Raw genomic sequence first — 18227 nt, forward strand, 5'->3', positions numbered from 1 at the left:
GCGATCCCGGCAAGCGGATGAGACGTGTCTCTCAACGCGCGACACTCGACATGCAGAAGTCGGCATGTGTTGGCCGCCATCGGTTCCGGGGGTGCCTGCCGCACGTCGTCCGGGCCCGGTTAGGGTCCCGAGGTTATCGAACTCGGGAATCGTTTTCAACAAAGGAGCGGCATGCCGGACAACCCGTGGCGTGACCCGGCCTTCCTGCGGCTGTGGGTCGGCACCACCGCGTCCGGGCTCGCCACCTGGGCACTGCCCTTCGTGCTCGGACTCGGCCTGCTCACCGGCGACCTCACCGCCGGCTTCCTCGGCGTCGTCCTCGCCGCCCGGACCGTCGGCTTCCTCATCGCGGTACCCGTCGCCGGAATCCTCGCCGACCGGTACTCCCGGCGCGGCGTCGTCGCCGTCGCCGGACTCACCGCCGCGGTCGCCGCCCCGGTCATGACGATCGGCCTGGCCGTACACCCCTCCCTGGTGCTCGCCGCCGCCGCCGTCACCGGCATCGGCCAGGGCGCGTGCCGTCCCGCGTTCCAGGCGCTCGTGGCCGAAGTCGTACCGGAGAAGGCCAGACAGCCGGCGAACGCGGCGATCACCCTGGCCGTCCGGGTCACCGTGCTGGCCGCGCCCGCCCTGACCGTCCTGGCCTCCCGGTGGTGGGAGGTGCCCGGCCTCATCCTCGCCACCGGAGTGCTGTGGTTCCTCGCCGCGGTCGTCCCGCCACGCGGCGCGCGGACACGTCCGGCGGTCCCCGCGCACCGCCCCGGCATCGTGGCCGACTTCGTCGCCGGCCTCGCCGAGGCCCGCCGCCACCCGTGGTTCCTCGCCGGACTCGGAGCGCTGGCGATGGTCACCACGACCGGCTACTCGGTGACCGCCATCGGACTCCCCATGGTCAGCCGCGACACCTTCGGCGGTGAGGCGCTGCTGACGGCGGCCACCACCGCCTACACCCTGGGAGCGGTGGCCGGTGCGGTGCTGTTGAGCCGGTGGCGCCCGCGCCGGGCGGGCAGGGCCGCGTTGACCGGGCTCGCCTGCTACGCGCTCGCACCCCTGAGCCTCGCGACCTCACCGTGGGAGTGGCCCGTCGTCACCGCGTACCTGGTGGCCGGACTCGGTATCGAACTGTTCAACGTCCCGTGGTTCACCGCCACGCAACGGGAGGTCGCACCCGACAAGCTCGCGCGGGTGTCCTCACTGGACTTCCTGCTGTCGTACGGGCTCGCCCCGGTCGGCCTGGCGCTGCTCGCGCCCGCGATGGCGGCGTGGGGACTGGTACCGGTGCTGATCGGTTGCGCGGTGTGCTGCCTCGCCGGTCCGCTGCTGGCCTCCCTCGCCCCCGGAGCCCGCCACCTCGCCACACCCCGCACGGCCGCGACACCCGCCGACAGGGTCCCGTGACCGCCCGGAGCGGAATTCCGCAGAAATCCTCACCGCGGATGTCGAGAAACCCGGCCCGGCTCCGTCACCGGGGTGTCGGCGGCGGAACCCGCCGCCCGAGACGGAGGATGACACCATGGCCAAGTACCTGTTGCTCAAGCACTACCGGGGCGGACCGCGACCGCACCCCAACGCCGAGGCGTCCATGGAACAGTGGACACCGGAGGAGATCACCGCGCACATCGACTTCATGAACCGGGTCGCCGACGACCTGCGCGAACGCGGCGAGTTCGTCGACGCCCAGGCCCTCGCCCCCGAAGGCGAGTTCGTGCGCTACGGCGGCGAGGGCAGGCCACCGGTCACCGACGGACCCTTCGCCGAGACCAAGGACCTCATCGCCGGATGGATGATCATCGACGTCGACTCCAAGGAGCGGGCCCACGAGGCCGCCGCGTACCTGTCCTCGGCCCCCGGCCAGGGCGGGAAGCCGCTGCACGAGTGGATCGAGGTCCGGCCGTTCCACGGAGGACCGCCGGTCGTCGAATGACGACAGCCCCTCGGAGGTGAGAGCGTGTGGCCGGTACCGGCCACACGCTCCGCCCGTTCGTCCGACCGTGACAGGAGACCGACCCCGATGATCACCCCTCGACTGCTGCGAGAACTGGCACCGCAGGTACTCGGCGTCCTGGTGCGGCGCGGCGCCGACTTCGCCACCGCCGAGGACGCCGTCCAGGAGGCACTCGTCGAGGCGGTGCGCCGTGACGCGGCCCCCGACGACCCCAAGGCCTGGCTCATCACGGTGGCCTGGCGCAGATTCCTCGACATGCGGCGCTCGGCGTCGGCCCGGGCGATGCGCGAGGTGACCGTGACGAGCCGCCCACCCGCCGGCCCCACCGAGCAGACCGACGACACCCTGCTACTCCTGAGCCGGTGCTGCCACCCCGACCTCACACCCGCGTCCGCCATCGCGTTGACCCTGCGCGCGGTCGGCGGCCTCACCACGGCGCAGATCGCGCGGGCGTTCCTGGTTCCCGAGGCCACCATGGCGCAACGCATCTCCCGCGCCAAACGGACCCTCGGCGGCGCGCGATTCCAGCGGCCCGGTGAGGTCGGGGCGGTCCTGCGGGTCCTGTACCTCATGTTCGACAACGGATTCGCCGGCGCCCGCGACCGGGGCGACGGAATCGGCGACACCGACCTGGCGGCCGAGGCCATCCGCCTCACCCGGCAACTGGCCGCCGCCGAACCGGGCGACCCCGAGATCGCCGGACTCCTCGCGCTGATGCTGCTGCACCACGCCCGCCGCGCGGCACGTTTCGACGCGGCCGGCGACCTGGTGCCGTTGCCGCGCCAGGACCGCTCCAGATGGGACACCGACATGATCGCCGAGGGCGTGGAGGTGCTGCAACACGCGCTGGCCCGCGACCGGCTCGGTGAGTACCAGGCACAGGCCGCCATCGCAGCCCTCCACGACGACGCGCCGACCGCCGAGGAGACCGACTGGCCGCAGATCCTGGAGTGGTACGACGAACTGGTGCGGCTCACCCCGGGCAACCCGGTGGTCGCCCTCAACCGCGCCGTGGCGGTCGGGCACGTCGACGGGCCGCTCGTGGGACTGCGACTCGTCGAAGAACTCGACCCCGGCCTGCCCCGCCGTGACGCGGTCGCCGCCTACCTGGAGGAACGCGCCGGAAACCACGCCGCCGCGGCCCGCCGGTACGCCGTCGCCGCCGAGACCGCCGCGAGCGTCGCGGAACGCGCCCACCTGCTGAAGCAGGCGGCCCGCCTGAACCGGCCCGCTCACTGACGGTCCGCCGTCTCCCGGGCGGCCTGCTCACACGTCGCATGTGGACCGGCCGCGCGGGCGGGCTCACGGGACCGTTCCGGTTCGACCGGGACCATGGGCAGCTCACATGTGACGTAGGTCACGGGAACCGTATCGGCTCCGTGGACAGGTACAGATGTGGAGACAGGTATGCGCGCGAGGCTTCGCGCCGGCGACTACGACGCGTTCGAAGAACTCTTCAACGAACACCTCCGATCGGTCTACCACCACGCGTATCGGCTCACCGGGAACCGCGCGACGGCCGAGGACGTCGCCTCGGTGACGTTCCTGGAGGCGTGGCGACTGCGCGAACGACTGGACGCCGACGACGACGCCGGGCCCCCACGCGCCTGGCTGCTGGGCATCGCCACCAACGTCGCACGCAACGTCCGCCGCTCCGCCCGCAGATACGGCGACGTCCTGGCGAGACTTCCGAAGCCCGAGGTCGCGCCGGACCACTCCGAGGAGGTCGTGGCGCGCATCGACGACCGGGAGAGGCTGGCGGCGAGCCTGGCCGCCCTGAAGAGACTACGAAGGCCCGAACGCGAGGTGCTGACGCTGTACGTCTGGTCCGAACTGGACTACGCGCAGATAGCGGAGGCGCTCGGCATCCCCGTCGGCACCGTGCGCTCCCGGCTGTCGCGGGCGCGCCGCAAGCTGGCCCGAATCGTCACCGACCGTGCCGCCACACCTTCAGAAAGAAACCGGGAACTCGAACCCCGCCCCGGACAGCTAAAGAGTGACCGCGCCACCGCGGTCCGGCCCGCCCAGGAGATCGCGCGATGAACACCGACCCGCAACACACAGACCGGCCAGACCGGGAGGAACTACTCCGGATGCTTCCGGGACTGGCGGAGCACGACCTGGGCCGGGGCCGCACAGACCAGCTACAGGAGTTCCTGATGAGTGAGATCAAAGATTCGGGTACCGCACCGAAACCGCGTAGGGGGTTGACGCCCCGATTCGGCTTCGCCGCCGCGGCGACGGCCGGCGTCGCCGCCGTGGCCGTGGCCGCCGTGGTGATCGGCACCGGTGCCCTCGGCACGGACGAACCGGCGCAAGAGGCGCAGGAGTCGTCGGACACCGCACTGACCCCCGTCGGTCAGACCTTCGAACTGGCGGCCTCGTACGCCGCCAACCAATCGTTCGAGACACCCGGCGAAGACCAGTGGATCTACGTCAAGACACGGGGCCTGGCCACCGGATCCGTCGCGCAGGACAAGGGACAGGACCCGGACACCGTCTTCGAGGAGTGGACCTCGGTCGACGGCACCGAGCTCGCCGCGATCGACCCCGAAACCGGTGAGCTGTCCGTGTGGGAGCAGGAGAACTACTACCCGTTCCTGTCCACACTGCCCACCGATCCGGAGCAACTGCTGGAGGTGTTGCGGGAGGACATCACGCAGAACACCGGAGACAAGGGTGATTCGCCCGCCGACTCCGGGGAATCGCCGGAGCCCGGGATCGACGACGGATCCGGTGGCGACCAAGAGGGCGCCGACGTGGGCGAGGGCACCGGCGAAGAGGCGCCGATGACCGAGGAGGACATCAACGCGGAGCTGTTCAGTCGTGTCATCGGTGCTCTCGGCTACAACCTGTTGTCGCCGGAGGTCACCGCGGCGCTGTGGCAGGCTGCGGCACTGATCCCGGGGGCCACCGAGATGGAGACGGTGACCGTCGACGGTCGCGAACTCCTCGCGGTCGGCCGTATCCAGGAGGGCTGGCGTTTCGAGCAGCTGCTCGTGGACCCCGAGAGCTACGAGTTCGTGGGTATCCGTTCGGAGGCGGTGAAGGACCACACCTTCGACGGCGGCAACGGACCGGTCGAGATCGCCGAGGGGGAGGTGCAGTTCGAGATCATCCGACTGGACGCCGCCGTGGTGGACGAGCCCGGCGAGACCGGCTGACCTTCGTGACGAGTGGCCGGTGAGTGGAATCGCCCACCCACCGGCCACTCCCCGTTCCGCCCCGGCTTGGAGAAAGCGGCCACCGGTGGGCGGCTCGTGTACGGCGTCCAAACTGTCATCCACAGAGGAACCCGGTTCCGCCTCGGCCACGCCCGGTCACCACCCCGGTCCGGAAATCCCCTGAGCGCCACGACCCGAGCGCCCGGGCGCGACGCCGGCGGAACGCGGCGCGTGAACGCCCCGGTACGGTCTCAGCCCGAACCCGGCCCGTCACCCGTATCCGGGTTCGGTGAGAGGGTAGGCGCGACAGTGACCGATGGATGCCATCCTTTGGATCTGAAAGCGGTTCTCCGGAACGGAATGGCCTGATCGGCTTTTCCCTCGTCGTGAAGACTCCGCTTGGAGGGCGGATCCGATGGTTAGAAACTCTGAAGTTCTTGACGTGATGGTGTCGGTGATTCTTGACCGGCGCCCATCGAACCGTGCCGTGGAGCTCGCCGGCCGTGGCATCACTGCGGAGGCGGCGAGCACTCAATGGATGCTAGCCGAAGGAAAGCCGTTGTTGAACGGCCATGAGTTGGCCGACGTCTTGATAGCCCAAGGTGAGATCGTGGACCGGTTTGTCGAGCTATGGCGGAAGTTCGACCAGGGAGAAATCTCCTTGAAAGGCTTCGAAGCCGATCTTGAGAATGTGGTGATTTCGTTTGAGGATTGGCTCCGTTCCGCCCGCGTCATGACGGCAGGAAGACGTTTACCAGCACGTGGCGACGCTGGAACGGTTGCCATAGGCAGCCGTCTGTTCAGAGAAGTATCCAAAGGCCGCACGAATGACCCACTCGGACATCGGGGGCAAGCCACGCGTTGAGCCGGTACCAGGACATCCCCAGGTGGGGCTATACCGCCACGCGGTCAGCGCGGTATACCCGGTACGGTGGCTCATGAGTTATCGGTTGTCTTCGGAAGGTGCCGTTCTGGGGCACTTCGACGAGGTGGACGGTTTCTTCGTCGGTCGTTCGAGTCCTTATCGGCCCTTCGATGAGTGGGAGGGCGAAGGGCCGTGGGAACGGGTCGTGACGTTGAGAGGCTTCACACCGGCACCTGGCTTCGACCCCGCCTCCCTGCTGGAAGAGGTCCGACTGGAAGTACTCGACTCCGCAGGCGAACTCATGGGTGGCTACTTGCTTTGGGGCGTCACGTTGATCGAGGCGGCCGGAGACGTCACCTTCAGCGGAATCAAGAGTAGATTTCCCGCTGCGGGCTGTCGCGATATCTGGGATCGCTGGAGAACCGAGCCCCGTGATGAACTGGGTGGGTGGGAGGCGCTACCCCTGAGTCGTCAGTCGGATTGGCTGGACAATGTCCGGGTCAGTGCGATGACGCGGCCGGGATTCTCAAGGCGGCCGGACTCCACCGACGCCGTATCGATCGATGGCGCATCGATCAGCGAGTCGACCAGTTTCTTTCTGGCGCTGGGTGAAGCGGTCAACGGGCCGCGCGGGTACTTCGGGGGCTGCCTGATGGCGCTGCGTGAGTGCTGCCATGGTGGTCACGGCGCTCCCCGTGGCTTTCGACTGGTGTGGCGGCGGGCTTCCCTGTCTCGTGCGCGAATGGTAGACCTCTTCGACACTGCTAGTGGCCCGACGACCGAGTTCGACATCCTGGTCTCCAACCTCATGACGGACGGGGTCGATCTTCTGCTGGAATAGACGGATTCAAGAAGGCGGCACATGCCCTGTGCAGTGTGGCGCATGATTCCTTCACTGCAGAGGAGCTCACGTGGACAGGGCGCGGTTGTCGCAGCTGCTCGTCGGTGATCACGAGGCCTATTCGATGGCGGTTGCGGCGCTGGAAGCGGGAGCGGCCTTCAAGGTCTGGGATATTGGGATGCCTCCTAAGGACCTGCTTGCCGTGCTCGTAAACAGGGAACGAAGGGCTCGGCGCTCACGGCAACCGACCATCGGCCTATCTGAAGCCATCGCCGCGCTCCGTGAATATTCCGGTGCTGAAGTCTTCCTCGGGTTCATAGATGACCGTGACCGGGATGGCTACCGCTACCAGGTGGTCCTGGATGAGACATCGAGCAGGGTGATCTGTTGCGTTGGAGTGAAGTTTTCGGACTCCGGTTCGATGGCTCACGGTCAGCGGTCGGACCTTGACGAATGAGACAAGAGACCGATCGGCATGACCGGGAGCAGGTTGCGCGATCATCTCGGCCGACAACGAGGCCGCAGCTGAGAGCCGCAACCCTCGGCATTCGCTCCGACGTCATCTGAACGGCTTGACTCGCAACGGAAGTCGAGTCCGCCGCTGCGCCGGTGTCCACGTACCATCTCGCAGGTGGCGGATCGGCGGTCCGGTACCCGGGCGTGTCGGGGAAGCGAGTGGCACCGTCGGACGTGAAAACGACTGGGGACGGGGGCTGGATTGGAAATGTTCAATGACGACATAACCTCATGGAGAGTGGTCAGGCCGTGACACCTAGAGGCCGGGAGTGTATTTTGTCCTTGGTCGTATACCCGGGAGGAAGGAAGCCTGGTAACGGAGAGGATATACTGAGGCATTTCGGAGTTGAGGACGGAAAGTCCTTGGGCAAGGAATTGCTTAGGGACGCGATCCTGAACAAGGATGCTATCGACGTCGAGTTGGCGCTGATTGTTGTTAATACGTTCGGATTTGAAGATGCGCATCGAGAGTTCTTGGTGGAGCTGAGTTATGCCGATTGGCATCATAGCCACGAAGACGTGGTGTCAGTGCTTGGTAGGCTCCGCCATCCCGATACGATCGATGCGATTTTTCGAGCGACTCAATGGATTCCCCGGTATCTTGATTACGATGAGAGTCGCGCATTGGCGACTAAGGCGATATGGGCGCTCTCGTATATGCCTGGAACACGTGCACACAATGCGTTGTGTAGCTTGTTGGAATCAGAGGATCAGATACTTCGGAACAGGCCGAAGCTCGGCTACGCGATCGCGCTAGGCGTGGCGTCGTTTAATGGAGTAACATAGCCGACTTTATGGTTTATTGCATATGCGGAGAGTTGTCTGTGTGCCTGGAGCTCCTGGTGTGCAACGCCACGCGCAAACGGTAGGTGGACGACCTGTTGAAAAGACACGGACCTCTCTTTGAGACGGAGTCCGCGCGAGCGGTCAATGGGCCACGCTAGTACTTCGCCTGGTCTCCAACCTCACGACGGACGGGGTCGATCTTCTGCTGGAATAGACGGATTCAAAAAGACGGCACATGCGTCCGCGGTGGGCGTACGAGTGCCTCACTACAGAGGAGCTCACGTGGACAGGGCGCGGTTGTCAGAGCTGCTCGTCGGTGATCACGAGGCCTATTCGATGGCGGTTGCGGCGCTGGAAGCAGGAGCGGCCTTTGATATATGGCATGGCGGGATGTCTCCTAAGCACCTGCTCGCCATTCTCGAACGTAGGGAACGAACAGTCCGGCGCTCACGGCAACCGACCATCGCCCTGCCCGAGGCCATCTCCGCGCTCCGTGAATATTCCGGTGCTGAGGTCTTCCTCGGGTTCATAGATGACCGCATTAGAGGCGGGTACTACTTCCAGGTGGTCCTGGATGAGACATCGAGCAGGGTGATCTGTTGCGCGGGTGTGAAGCCCTCGGACCCTGCTGCAAGGGCTCACGGTCAGCGGTCGGACCTCGACGAATGAGACAAGAGACCGATCGGCCTGACCGGGAGCAGGTTGCGCGATCATCTCGGCCGACAACGATGGCGCCGTCCAGAGCCGGAGCCGTCGGTAGTTCAAACCGGGGCTTGGCTGCGTACCTCCGCCGGTACCTGGGTCCAGGCCACTGCGATCGGCGCCTACGAGACCCGGACCCACACCTACAATCTCACCGTCGCGACCTTCCACACCTACTACGTCCAAGCCACCGACGACACCGCACCCTAGTCCACAACCGCGGCGACGGAGCAGAGGACCGTCTTAGTGCCATTGCCGGATAGTATCCGGGAAAGCATTATCAAACGGAAGCGTCTCGGGACGGTGAGTGAAAGTTTAGGTGGTCGGCCGTCTGGACTCTTGGTTGCGGTCCATCCGCCGTCTGGCGCGCCTGGGCCGATCCCGGGAAGGCCGGCCTGGTGTCGGCGTTGACAGCCTGTGGGTCTAAGCATGCCGGCCGTAGTGAGGCGAGTGGTGCCGAGAGCTCATGAAACTTGGCACGACCCGGTTTCGGTTACAACGGTCGGTATTCATTCCAACTGTATTGGTGCCATTGGCATAGGTAGGTCATGGCGCCATGTTCATCGAGTAGCCTTCTCCTTTCGGCTCTCGGCATGACATCGAGAGGTGGCTGATGAGCGTTACGGAAGGTCTATATATCGTTGACCGGCCAATGGAACTGTCGGAGCGAGCGCGTTCTTTCCTTCGTGTTTCGTCGCGAAGAGTGAACTTCGAAAGGGGATTGACGGGCCAAAGCCTCCAACGGGAGATTATCAAGGTCTATGGTCGTCCGAATGACGTAATGGTCAACCTGTTGGATCGCATACAGGAGCGATATGGCGGCCTCTCATACAAGAGTGGCTTCTTTGATTCCCCTGTCACCTTCGCACCGGTTTGTGACCCGGAAGATCCGGGCGATGACGTGGAAATACTGTATGCGGTCGAAACGGGAAGTCCATTGGGTGCTTCGGTTAAGCTCGATGGAGAGGTTGAAGTAGGTATCGACTTCCTTGGCATTAGGGAGTTCAGCGATCTCGACTCGTTGATCGAATGCGACGCGATGTTCTCAGCAGCTGAAGCTCTAGGCGAAGGTGCGCAGAGATACATGAGACGAAATACGGCGCGCGCTGCCGTAGACGCACTTCGGGTCGACCAGGAGTTGGGGCTCAAACTGGTGCCAACTGCTTGTGGGTACCATACTTTCTGGCTTGCGAGCGACTCGACGATGGTTTATGCGACGGACATATGGAGCATGTTGAATGGCATAATGCCACCGCTGCTGAAGGTCTGGACGACCAGTGCCGGCGCTGATGAAAGAATCACACGCATAGTGGGGTCTTTTGCGTAAGGTGGTCGGGCGCTCCCGGACAAACCGTATGAGCCTCTCACAGTAATGCACGTTTCGATACCAGAAAGTCAATGGAAGAGCAGGAATATTTCAATGGGACGTAGACCGGACTGGGACGCTCGTGCATGAGACATTTGAGGCGAGTCGAAGATAGTCGAGGGGTGTAGCAATGCGAGAGGTTTGGGCCAAACTCTATCCGGAGTCATTCTTTGAGTTCGGCTTTCCGTATTCGGGAGAGCTATCGTATGGATGGCGTACCGGCTTGATGGACACAAGTACGCTCATGCAGGTCGTTGATGAGCTGAACCGGAGAGGGCTGCCTCTGACCCGCGAGGAGTCGGAGATCTGCCTTCTGCTTTCGGAAGATATCGATTCGGCTAGAGGGTTTGCGGCTGACTTGCGGCGGCATGAGACAGGTGAATCCGGCGATGTCTGGCAGTACTATGTTTGTGTGACTATCGTCAGCGCTGTCGCCCACTTGCCGACTCGGTTCGATCTTCTTGACTCGGCGTGGGCAGACCTCGATTATCCCGAGGGGATGAGAGAACTGATCTATCCGGAAGGTGACTTGCCTTCTCATCTCCATGTGAGCGCGGGCAGTAGGGCGCTATCTGAATTCATGGACGCCTGGCAGAAGAGGCTGAGTGGGCGAATGCCGAGTAACCGAGTTCCGAATATTGAGTTACTGCGCAAAGGTGTCCATCTACCATCCCGGAGGAGCGGATCGGCGGCCCGGTATCGGTCGTGTCGGGGAAGCGAGTGGCACCGTCGGACGTGAAAACGCCCGATGAGGAACGGAGGATTGCGCGAAGGGTTGCCCTTCCGGGCGGGGACCAATCGGGCGAACCATGTGAAGCTGGACATTCCCGCATGTGATGGAGTCGGCCATGCACGACCATCGTGAGTCGTCGGAGGCGACGCACCGCTCTCCCCTGGGGAAGGGAACGTCACCGGCCGCCGATCCCGTCAAGAGCGAGATCCTGGCGTTGCAAATGCGCGCCGGAAACGCCGCCGTGCAGCGGTACTTCGGCGATAAGGGGTTCGAGAATCCTCCAACCGTCAATCTGGGTGCGGAACGCAAGTCGGTGGCGGGTTGGACGACCACTGCCGGGGCGAGCCTGTCTCAGAAGGACGTCGCGAACCTGTCGGCGGCGGTGGTGCGCCACGTGGGACAGTCGAGACAGACCGAGGCGGAGACGATCGTCACGGTGACGATCGCCGTCGACGTCAGTGGTAACCCGACGATGTCGGACGGGAGACCCCGCTACGTGCCCAAAGGGAGGTCGGTGACACGCCGGCCCAAGGAGCGGTGCGACTGCGCCGAACCGAAGACCTTGGCGCGGGTGAGGAAGCGTCTAAGGGAGATCCAGGCGTCATCCGGACCGAATCCCCGCCCGGTGGTTTATCTCTTCACCGAACACGGGCCTTGCAAATACTGCCGTAGCGCGTTTGACGAGTTTCGGGCTGGATATCCCTGGGTTGATCTGCGGGTGGAATGGAACCGCTGGTTCTACGCCGACTTCAGAGAGGCGGACGACTGGGCGGGGACAAGCGCTGACAACGGCGGAACTGCGAGCTTTGCCCACACGGCCGAGTTGTCTCCGCGACCGTGGCCCGATCGTCGCTCCGCCTCTCGCGAATCCGTGGCGGACCCACAAACGTTCAATCCTTACGCGGCCTTGCGGTTGCTCCGCGGGGAGCCCGGTGAGCCCGAGCCCTCCGGCCACGCACCGGACCAACCGGTGCAGGAGGCGAGCGCGAGGCAACTCGCAGAAGAGCTTGGAGCGCGCAGGCAGCAACAGGGGAAGCGGAGGAAACGGGAGGCGATCGACCGCCGGGCCGCCGCCTTGGTGAGTGAACGGAAGGGCCGTACCTACGTGGACGGTAGGGGCTTCATCGCGGCTGCCCTCGCGGTGGGGGCCATCACCCTGCTCGTCGCGGTGCTCCGCGCGATGTTCTACTCCGGTGGCACATCGGACTAGCGACTCCTGCGCCCGGCTGACTGGAAGGCACCGATCGTCCGGCATCCGGTGGTGCGAAGCCCGCCGGCGTCGCTATTCGGACGGCGGCCGGGAATCGGTGAGTGTTGTAGATTCGGTGTCCCGTGTGATCATCTCGGCAAGTGGTCATCGGTGGAGTTCCGGTGCGCGTCGGTTTCCGGAGTTCCACCGCCGTCGTGTCCGCTGCGAGCCGTCCCCTTCGCCAGTACAGATGAACCAGCCCCCGCCGATCCTCGTCAGGACGGCAGTCGGGAAGGAAGCCGAATGGGTGTCGCCTCCTCGTCGGTGCACGAAGTGAACCGACGAAGCAGAACGACATATGACACGGTATCGAGGTCACCGGCACGTGGTGTCGGAGGGAGTACTGATGGATGTACTGGCGACCGTGTTCGAGTCGATGCCGGGCCGGGTGGATACGCGAGTGGTTCCGCTTCCGGCTCCCGCCGGGATCGCGGGTCGCGTCGAACGCATGGCGGAGACCGGTTCTGCTTTGGTGGAGTGCGACGCGACAACCGGTGACATGCGGCCGTACTCGGGTGAACTGGGCGGTGAGCGGCTGATCGCGACCGCCGACGGCGCATCGATGTTGTGGATCACGCCGGACGGGTACGCACTGCTTCGGTTCCGCGCCGACCTGACGCCGGTGTACGCCCCGTCTGGTGTGGACGCGCTCAGGGCCGGCTTCGGTCGATACGCGCGGAAGGTGCGACGCGCCTTCCCGGAGGTCTCTCGAATCGCGGAAACGTACCCGCCCACGAACCACGCATGGCGGCATGTTGCCGAGGTCCCGGCCGAGTCGGGCGTCGGTCGTCAGCTTGCCGCGATTCGGAATCTGCTCGACGGGAGGATGACGTTGCCGGAGTTCAGCCGTGCCTGGTGGCACGCTCGTCGGGTTGCCGCGCAGAACGGTGAACGGACCATGGACCCGCTGGCATGGTTGCTGAACGAGGTCTTCCACTTGATGGACAACTATGCCGCCGATCCGGAATTCCGGAGTCCGAACGACCTCTCCGAAGAAGTGATCATCGAATCAATCAGGGCTCTGATGTCCTCCGAGGCGATGCGGTAGAAGTCCGCGTGAGACCGGCCGACGTATAGGAGCCAGCCATCTATCGGTGCGTGTTGTAGATTCGGTGTCCCGTGTGATCATCTCGGCAAGTGGTCATCGGTGGAGTTCCGGTGCCGTGTCGGTTTCCGGATCTCCACAGCCGTCGTGTCCGCCCCCGCTTGCCGCCGCGAGCCATCCCCTCCGTGAGTACAGATGCTCCCAGCCTCCCCGCCGATCGTCGTCACGACGGCAGTGGCCGCCCGGCCACGGCCGTGTGGCTTGTCGTACGAGTCTTCAGCGCTGATTCGACCACTCCTGGCGGGACGACGGATGTGAAGCAGGTGCGAAGGCGCCGACTGACGCCGTTCGGGGTCGTGCTGGCGTCATTTCTGGTAATCGTTCTGTCCGGGTGCGGGGCGTCCCCGCCACGGCTGGAAGCGGACCTGTTGATCGGTGAGTGGGATTCGGGGTCTGACGCCACCCTTATTCTCACTGAGAGACGGACATTCACGCTCGACAACTTTCCCGCCGATCTCTGGGATTACGGCGACGGAAAATTGAGCGATCGACTGACTGTCACAGGCACCTGGCAACTCTGCGCGAACGAGCCCAACACCTCCTTCCGCTGTGAACCGTCGAAGAACGGTGAGTTCTCTTCCGTGAGGCTTCGCTGGAGAGGGGTGTCCGTCAACGGTGGCGAACCACTGAGAGAGAACGGCACGATGGACAACATCGAGGTCACCGAAGAGAGTGGTGTCCTGGTGATATGGCTCAATCCGCACCCCGACATCCCCGAGGACGTTCGTACCAGGTTCGTGAAGTCGTAAGGCGATGACGATCAGACCGTTCCCGTCGCGAGTACAGATGAACCAGCCCCCGCCGATCGTGCCATGTGCATGAGTTCCGACTTCGCGGCGAGCTGCGCGCGTGCCGATGTGGTCGCCCGCCGATGCGTCGGGGCGGTCGTGGACCGGCTCGACGTCTCCGGGGCAGCCGGGAGCGGCGTCGTGGATCTGCACCTGGCGCAGGTGGCGGATGCCGGCGGGGTGGTGTTCCGGTTCGAGAGCGTGCGTGTCTTGTCGGTGTCGGACCTCGCACTCGTCGGTGAGGCGTTCGTGGACGAGATGTCCGTGATGCATCTTCCGAAGACGGGTGCCTGGCCACCGGGAACGGGATCGATCATCGACTTGCACGACGAGATGGGCGAGCAGGCGTGGGTGCGGCTGCATGGTCCGCTCGTACTGGCCCTGGTGTGCGGTGCGATCACCGTTGACGCGGCATGAGAAGTGGAAGGAGATCCGACGGATGACCGACGTGCGTGCGGGTTGGATGGCGGACGTCGGTTTTCAGGAGCTCGTGGCGAGGGCGCGACCGTTCCATGTTCGAGACGACATCGAGGGCATGATGCAGGCGGTCCGTGGCGCCGGCGGTGGCATGTTCGATTCGGTGAAGGTCCTCATGGTGCTGCGGGAATGTGGGCACGGTGAGGCACACCGCCTGATGCTGGACAGTGATGTGTGGTCGGACCGGCGCGAGGCGCACATGAGGTTCAACGAAGAGTTCTTCGACATGCTTGCGTACATCGCGGAACACCCGGAGCTTCTCGACGAGGTCGACGATTTCCGGATGATCCCGACCGGCCGGGAGAAGCGCAGCCGTTCGAGCCGGATGCGCAGTGAGGGCGTGACGGTTCGGCCGAAACCGGAAGTCGAGGCGGGCACGCCGACGGACCACGATGCCGGATGGAGTATGCCGCGAATGCCGTCTCGGGCTACTGAACTGGCCCTGATGCGCGGTGGGATGACTACGACACGGGTGACGTGATGAAGAGGGCCGACGTGTTGCGTTTGAGGAAGCGGGCCGCCGCAGTGTTGATGAGCGGTGCGATCGCATTGTCCGGTTGTGGTGCGGTCGCGGATCCGGATTCGCTGCATGAGTACGGCGAGTCGGTGTGGTGGGCGTCGGACGGCTCGTTGTACTTCACTGCGATGCCGGTGGATGACGAGCCGAATTCGTATGCGGCTTTCGAGGGCGTGAAGATGCCGTATGTGGTGTCGGGAGACGATGAGATGTCCCAGATCGACTTCCAAGCGCAGCGAAACTGTTGGGTGGCGGACACGGTGCAGGTGGTCGGTCCTGACCACATCGTGCTGGCGGGCGAGTGTGTCCACGACATGCGCTACATGGTGGTCTCGTACGACACGGCGTCCGGTGTAGCCGACGTGGTGGCGGAGTGGAACAAGGTCTTCGGCCTCGCCTATGGACAGATCTCGACGGCATGGGTGCCCGAACCGGACGGCGAGGTGAGGGACGGCTGGTTGTCCTATGACAGTGGCGACTGTGCGTCGGTGGCGTGGATCGAAGACGGTCGTTTCGTGCCCTGGGACGGGCTCGACGACGACATCGAGGTCGACGGCGAGGCCGATTTCGGCTACCAGGAGGTGGAGTGCTGGGCCGCGTTTCACGCCGGTCAGGTGGTCGTGTCCCCGGACGGGGTGATGGCGATGGTGGCGACGCATTTCGGCACGCCGTTCGTGTACGTCCATTCGCGGGAGGACGAGACGCTGTGGGAGTACGAGCTGCCCGCCGAGGCCACCGGCGTTTCCTTCTGCGGCCCTGACGGGAACCTCGCGGTGGCACTGCAAGGCGACGACCCGCGCATCGTGTTGCTGAATCCCGACGACGGCGACACTCGCGTCCTGGCTCAGGGCGCTTACGACGGAATCTCCTGCGCTCCCGACGGCGGGTCGATCGCGGTCGTGGAATCCGGCACCGGCTCCATGGTGCGAACCCTGAGCATCTGAGGCGCCGCCCGTAAGGCGGTTGGCGTGATGCCGGATGATTGCTGCCATGTCCGAAGACGGGAGCACGACCATGGTGCAGTTGAAGGTCACTTACGACGCGCAGGCGGACGCCGCCTACATCTACCTGACGGACGATCCGGCAACACGGTCGGCGCACACCTATCTCTGTGACCCGAACGGTGTCGACGGCATGATCAATCTCGACTTCGGGGCCGACGGGAGACTGCTCGGAGTCGAGGTCCTGGGGGCCAGCGAAAAGCTCTCCGCCCATCTGTTGAACGCCGCCGAACGCCTCGATGTGGTCGATTCCTGATGACGCCCGTCTCGAGGCGAAGAGCTCCGGGGGGGGAACCGGTGCGGGTCCGCGGTCACATCCGGGAAGCGGCGTCACCTCGATCCGAACGGGAACGTCATCGCCAAGAGGAGAGTCCGGTATGAGCTCACCTCGTGTGGAGGCGACGCTTCGGTCGACGCCGTCCGGGTCGGTCCGGGGTTCACGCCGCGGACACGGACGTGGAGCCGCGGTTCGACGACCGGGCGGCGTTGTTCTCCACCTGGGCGCACCGTCCACGAGGCGAGGGCATGCTCGTGGCATCGGGAAGGTCCGGCCGGTTACGCATCAACATGGAGTCTCGTCCGCTTTCGATGGCGACCGCGCCTGAATGGCGGCGGGTTCGTGTCGATCAGGCGTAAGCCGATACATGTGGAAAGGGGGCTGGCATGACCGATGCGCTTGGGGAGCTCGCCGAGCTGACCGGGATGCGGGAGAACTCGGGGAATCCGGTGGACTGGGCGGCGTTCGCTAGGACGTCCAGCGTCATTCCGCCGGAGGACTATCGCGAACTCGTCGACCGGTACGGGTCGGGCATGTTCGGTCTCTACCTCCAGGTGTTCGGCCCGGACGACGCGATGCACACCCTGAAAGACGGCGGTCTCTTCGGCGATTTCAAGACCGAATGGGAGGCCGAACCGGAGTTCACCGCCGCGCGTCCGGGTGTCCGAGACGCCGAGGTCGTGTGGTGGGGTGCCACGGAGGACGCTCACACCCTGGTCTGGCTGGCGGAGCCGGGTAGGCCCGCCGAAGAGTGGCTGATAGGTCTGCAGGGGCATGACGGTCCCGAGTGCGAGTTCTACGAGATGAGCACCGCGGAGTTCCTGCTCGCGTTCGTCAAGGACGAACTGGACAGCGACCTGTTGAGCTCCTTCGACCGGATCGAGGACGCCGCCTACCTGCAGTGGTCGCTGATCAGATCGATGTCGCCGTGAGACGTACCGTCGGGCCGGGACCCCGAGCTTCCGCAGAAAAGCGCTGTGAACACCCGCCGCGCCCCGACCGTCTGGCGGGATTTCGACCCGATTCAGTCGCACGTCCCGTACTGGCCCACTGGCGAAGTCCTCCCCGGTTCCGATACGGCGCGAACCGTGTGGAAGGTGCAGACGCTCGCGGACCTTCCGGACTCGACCGCGCCTCTCATCGCCTGCGTGGGGCGGACATCGCCGTCGTCGCCCATGTCGTTCACCTTCACGCTCACCGGTCCACGCACCTTCGACATGACGTGCGACGGCGCGAAGGACATCGAAGGTCCGTACCGAATCGGCATCGCCTCGGTGGTGTGGAGGCGCATCGACGAGCGGGTCGCTCGGATCTGGATGGCCGGCAGGTACCCGAGGTCTTCATTTCCGGCATTCATGACGCAGCGACGTGAGTTGATACGTCTCATCCCGCGCCGACTGCGTGCGCAGTGGCTCTGGCTCGCGTTGATCAGGTGCGCACCTCTACTGAGCAGGGTGTGCGGCGGCCGAAGTGAGGTCGGCGTGTTGTTGGACGGCCTTCAACGTGGCGATGAGTCCGGGCTACGCGAACACTTCGCGCGATATGCGTCGGTCCCGTCGATGTCGGTGCGTGAGTCGCCGGAACCGATCGAACGGCTTCTGCGTGCTGCGGTGGCTCACGGACTGCACGGCGTGGAGACGGGCGACGTGTCGTCGACGGCATACGCCACGGAGAGATTGCTGGATGCGCTGCTCCTTCCTCGCGGCTCGTCGCGAGAGCGTTTCGTGCGCGCGGCGATGGACGAGGACCGGGCGTGGTTCGAGGATGCGGTCTGTCTTGCCACGTCGATGCGGTCGGCGACCCCGATGACCGACCGTACGCGGCGGATCGGGATGCGGCTCGAAACGATCGTGGCGGCGTGGAACCTGGCGACTGACTGACGACCGGCGCCCCGG

The 18227-nt window shown here is 64.9% G+C and carries 20 protein-coding genes; all 20 read left to right on the top strand.

All coding sequences use genetic code 11. The features are described 5' to 3' along the window. Positions 1–171 precede the first annotated feature (171 nt). The 20 genes from LX16_RS24220 (at position 172) to LX16_RS24315 (ending at position 18212) form a co-directional block, all read left to right on the top strand. Positions 172–1398 carry an MFS transporter gene (locus tag LX16_RS24220; RefSeq protein ID WP_147143944.1) on the top strand — a complete coding sequence of 409 codons (1227 nt, stop codon included), beginning with the start codon at positions 172–174 and terminating at the stop codon, positions 1396–1398. A gap of 115 nt (positions 1399–1513) precedes the next feature. Beyond that, positions 1514–1924, top strand: a complete 411-nt coding sequence (locus LX16_RS24225; protein ID WP_147143947.1) for a YciI family protein — start codon at positions 1514–1516, stop codon at positions 1922–1924. A gap of 87 nt (positions 1925–2011) precedes the next feature. Next, complete coding sequence (locus LX16_RS24230) at positions 2012–3184, top strand: RNA polymerase sigma factor (RefSeq protein WP_211354745.1); 1173 nt, start codon at positions 2012–2014, stop codon at positions 3182–3184. 168 nt (positions 3185–3352) lie between these two features. Continuing rightward, positions 3353–3988: an RNA polymerase sigma factor gene (locus tag LX16_RS24235; RefSeq protein ID WP_147143950.1), complete on the top strand. Its 636-nt coding sequence runs from the start codon at positions 3353–3355 to the stop codon at positions 3986–3988. Between the two features lie 116 nt (positions 3989–4104). Continuing rightward, complete coding sequence (locus LX16_RS26790) at positions 4105–5109, top strand: hypothetical protein (protein WP_158645722.1); 1005 nt, start codon at positions 4105–4107, stop codon at positions 5107–5109. Positions 5110–5524: 415 nt separating this feature from the next. Next, complete coding sequence (locus LX16_RS24245; RefSeq protein WP_147143953.1) at positions 5525–5974, top strand: hypothetical protein; 450 nt, start codon at positions 5525–5527, stop codon at positions 5972–5974. A gap of 73 nt (positions 5975–6047) precedes the next feature. Beyond that, positions 6048–6815, top strand: coding sequence for a barstar family protein (locus LX16_RS24250; RefSeq protein ID WP_147143956.1), 768 nt, complete (start codon positions 6048–6050; stop codon positions 6813–6815). A 70-nt stretch (positions 6816–6885) separates the two neighbouring features. Continuing rightward, positions 6886–7272 carry a hypothetical protein gene (locus LX16_RS24255; protein ID WP_147143958.1) on the top strand — a complete coding sequence of 129 codons (387 nt, stop codon included), beginning with the start codon at positions 6886–6888 and terminating at the stop codon, positions 7270–7272. Between the two features lie 422 nt (positions 7273–7694). Then, the gene (locus LX16_RS24260) at positions 7695–8117 is read left to right on the top strand and encodes a HEAT repeat domain-containing protein (protein WP_147143961.1); all 423 of its coding nucleotides are present in this window, start codon (positions 7695–7697) and stop codon (positions 8115–8117) included. Between the two features lie 282 nt (positions 8118–8399). After that, positions 8400–8786 carry a hypothetical protein gene (locus tag LX16_RS24265; protein WP_147143964.1) on the top strand — a complete coding sequence of 129 codons (387 nt, stop codon included), beginning with the start codon at positions 8400–8402 and terminating at the stop codon, positions 8784–8786. Between the two features lie 685 nt (positions 8787–9471). Then, positions 9472–10146: a hypothetical protein gene (locus tag LX16_RS24270; RefSeq protein WP_147143967.1), complete on the top strand. Its 675-nt coding sequence runs from the start codon at positions 9472–9474 to the stop codon at positions 10144–10146. 887 nt (positions 10147–11033) lie between these two features. After that, a complete protein-coding gene (locus tag LX16_RS24275; protein ID WP_147143970.1) occupies positions 11034–12128 on the top strand; it encodes a hypothetical protein in 1095 nt (364 codons plus the stop codon). A gap of 487 nt (positions 12129–12615) precedes the next feature. Continuing rightward, positions 12616–13215 carry a hypothetical protein gene (locus tag LX16_RS24280; protein ID WP_147143973.1) on the top strand — a complete coding sequence of 200 codons (600 nt, stop codon included), beginning with the start codon at positions 12616–12618 and terminating at the stop codon, positions 13213–13215. A gap of 311 nt (positions 13216–13526) precedes the next feature. Further along, a complete protein-coding gene (locus LX16_RS24285; protein ID WP_147143976.1) occupies positions 13527–14021 on the top strand; it encodes a hypothetical protein in 495 nt (164 codons plus the stop codon). A gap of 69 nt (positions 14022–14090) precedes the next feature. Next, entirely contained in the window at positions 14091–14477 is a 387-nt protein-coding gene (locus LX16_RS24290; protein ID WP_147143979.1) for a hypothetical protein, read from the top strand. Between the two features lie 22 nt (positions 14478–14499). Continuing rightward, positions 14500–15018 (top strand): hypothetical protein, encoded by a 519-nt coding sequence (locus LX16_RS24295; RefSeq protein ID WP_147143982.1) that lies wholly within the window; start codon positions 14500–14502, stop codon positions 15016–15018. After that, positions 15018–15998: a hypothetical protein gene (locus LX16_RS24300; RefSeq protein ID WP_158645724.1), complete on the top strand. Its 981-nt coding sequence runs from the start codon at positions 15018–15020 to the stop codon at positions 15996–15998. Before LX16_RS24295 ends, LX16_RS24300 begins: the two co-directional genes overlap by 1 nt. Before the next feature lie 70 nt (positions 15999–16068). Then, positions 16069–16311, top strand: coding sequence for a DUF2283 domain-containing protein (locus LX16_RS24305; RefSeq protein WP_147143990.1), 243 nt, complete (start codon positions 16069–16071; stop codon positions 16309–16311). A gap of 407 nt (positions 16312–16718) precedes the next feature. Beyond that, positions 16719–17264 carry a hypothetical protein gene (locus LX16_RS24310; RefSeq protein ID WP_147143993.1) on the top strand — a complete coding sequence of 182 codons (546 nt, stop codon included), beginning with the start codon at positions 16719–16721 and terminating at the stop codon, positions 17262–17264. A 45-nt stretch (positions 17265–17309) separates the two neighbouring features. Continuing rightward, positions 17310–18212 carry a hypothetical protein gene (locus tag LX16_RS24315; RefSeq protein ID WP_147143995.1) on the top strand — a complete coding sequence of 301 codons (903 nt, stop codon included), beginning with the start codon at positions 17310–17312 and terminating at the stop codon, positions 18210–18212. Positions 18213–18227 lie beyond the last annotated feature (15 nt).

It is taken from the genome of Stackebrandtia albiflava, assembly GCF_007994225.1.
GTDB lineage: Bacteria > Actinomycetota > Actinomycetes > Mycobacteriales > Micromonosporaceae > Stackebrandtia > Stackebrandtia albiflava.

Coding starts and splice junctions, on each gene's coding strand:
- LX16_RS24220 (WP_147143944.1), top strand. CDS start 172: ATGCCGGACAACCCGTGGCGTGACCCGGCCTTCCTGCGGCTGTGGGTC.
- LX16_RS24225 (WP_147143947.1), top strand. CDS start 1,514: ATGGCCAAGTACCTGTTGCTCAAGCACTACCGGGGCGGACCGCGACCG.
- LX16_RS24230 (WP_211354745.1), top strand. CDS start 2,012: ATGATCACCCCTCGACTGCTGCGAGAACTGGCACCGCAGGTACTCGGC.
- LX16_RS24235 (WP_147143950.1), top strand. CDS start 3,353: ATGCGCGCGAGGCTTCGCGCCGGCGACTACGACGCGTTCGAAGAACTC.
- LX16_RS26790 (WP_158645722.1), top strand. CDS start 4,105: ATGAGTGAGATCAAAGATTCGGGTACCGCACCGAAACCGCGTAGGGGG.
- LX16_RS24245 (WP_147143953.1), top strand. CDS start 5,525: ATGGTTAGAAACTCTGAAGTTCTTGACGTGATGGTGTCGGTGATTCTT.
- LX16_RS24250 (WP_147143956.1), top strand. CDS start 6,048: ATGAGTTATCGGTTGTCTTCGGAAGGTGCCGTTCTGGGGCACTTCGAC.
- LX16_RS24270 (WP_147143967.1), top strand. CDS start 9,472: ATGGAACTGTCGGAGCGAGCGCGTTCTTTCCTTCGTGTTTCGTCGCGA.
- LX16_RS24275 (WP_147143970.1), top strand. CDS start 11,034: ATGCACGACCATCGTGAGTCGTCGGAGGCGACGCACCGCTCTCCCCTG.
- LX16_RS24280 (WP_147143973.1), top strand. CDS start 12,616: ATGGCGGAGACCGGTTCTGCTTTGGTGGAGTGCGACGCGACAACCGGT.
- LX16_RS24290 (WP_147143979.1), top strand. CDS start 14,091: ATGAGTTCCGACTTCGCGGCGAGCTGCGCGCGTGCCGATGTGGTCGCC.
- LX16_RS24295 (WP_147143982.1), top strand. CDS start 14,500: ATGACCGACGTGCGTGCGGGTTGGATGGCGGACGTCGGTTTTCAGGAG.
- LX16_RS24300 (WP_158645724.1), top strand. CDS start 15,018: ATGAAGAGGGCCGACGTGTTGCGTTTGAGGAAGCGGGCCGCCGCAGTG.
- LX16_RS24305 (WP_147143990.1), top strand. CDS start 16,069: ATGGTGCAGTTGAAGGTCACTTACGACGCGCAGGCGGACGCCGCCTAC.
- LX16_RS24310 (WP_147143993.1), top strand. CDS start 16,719: ATGACCGATGCGCTTGGGGAGCTCGCCGAGCTGACCGGGATGCGGGAG.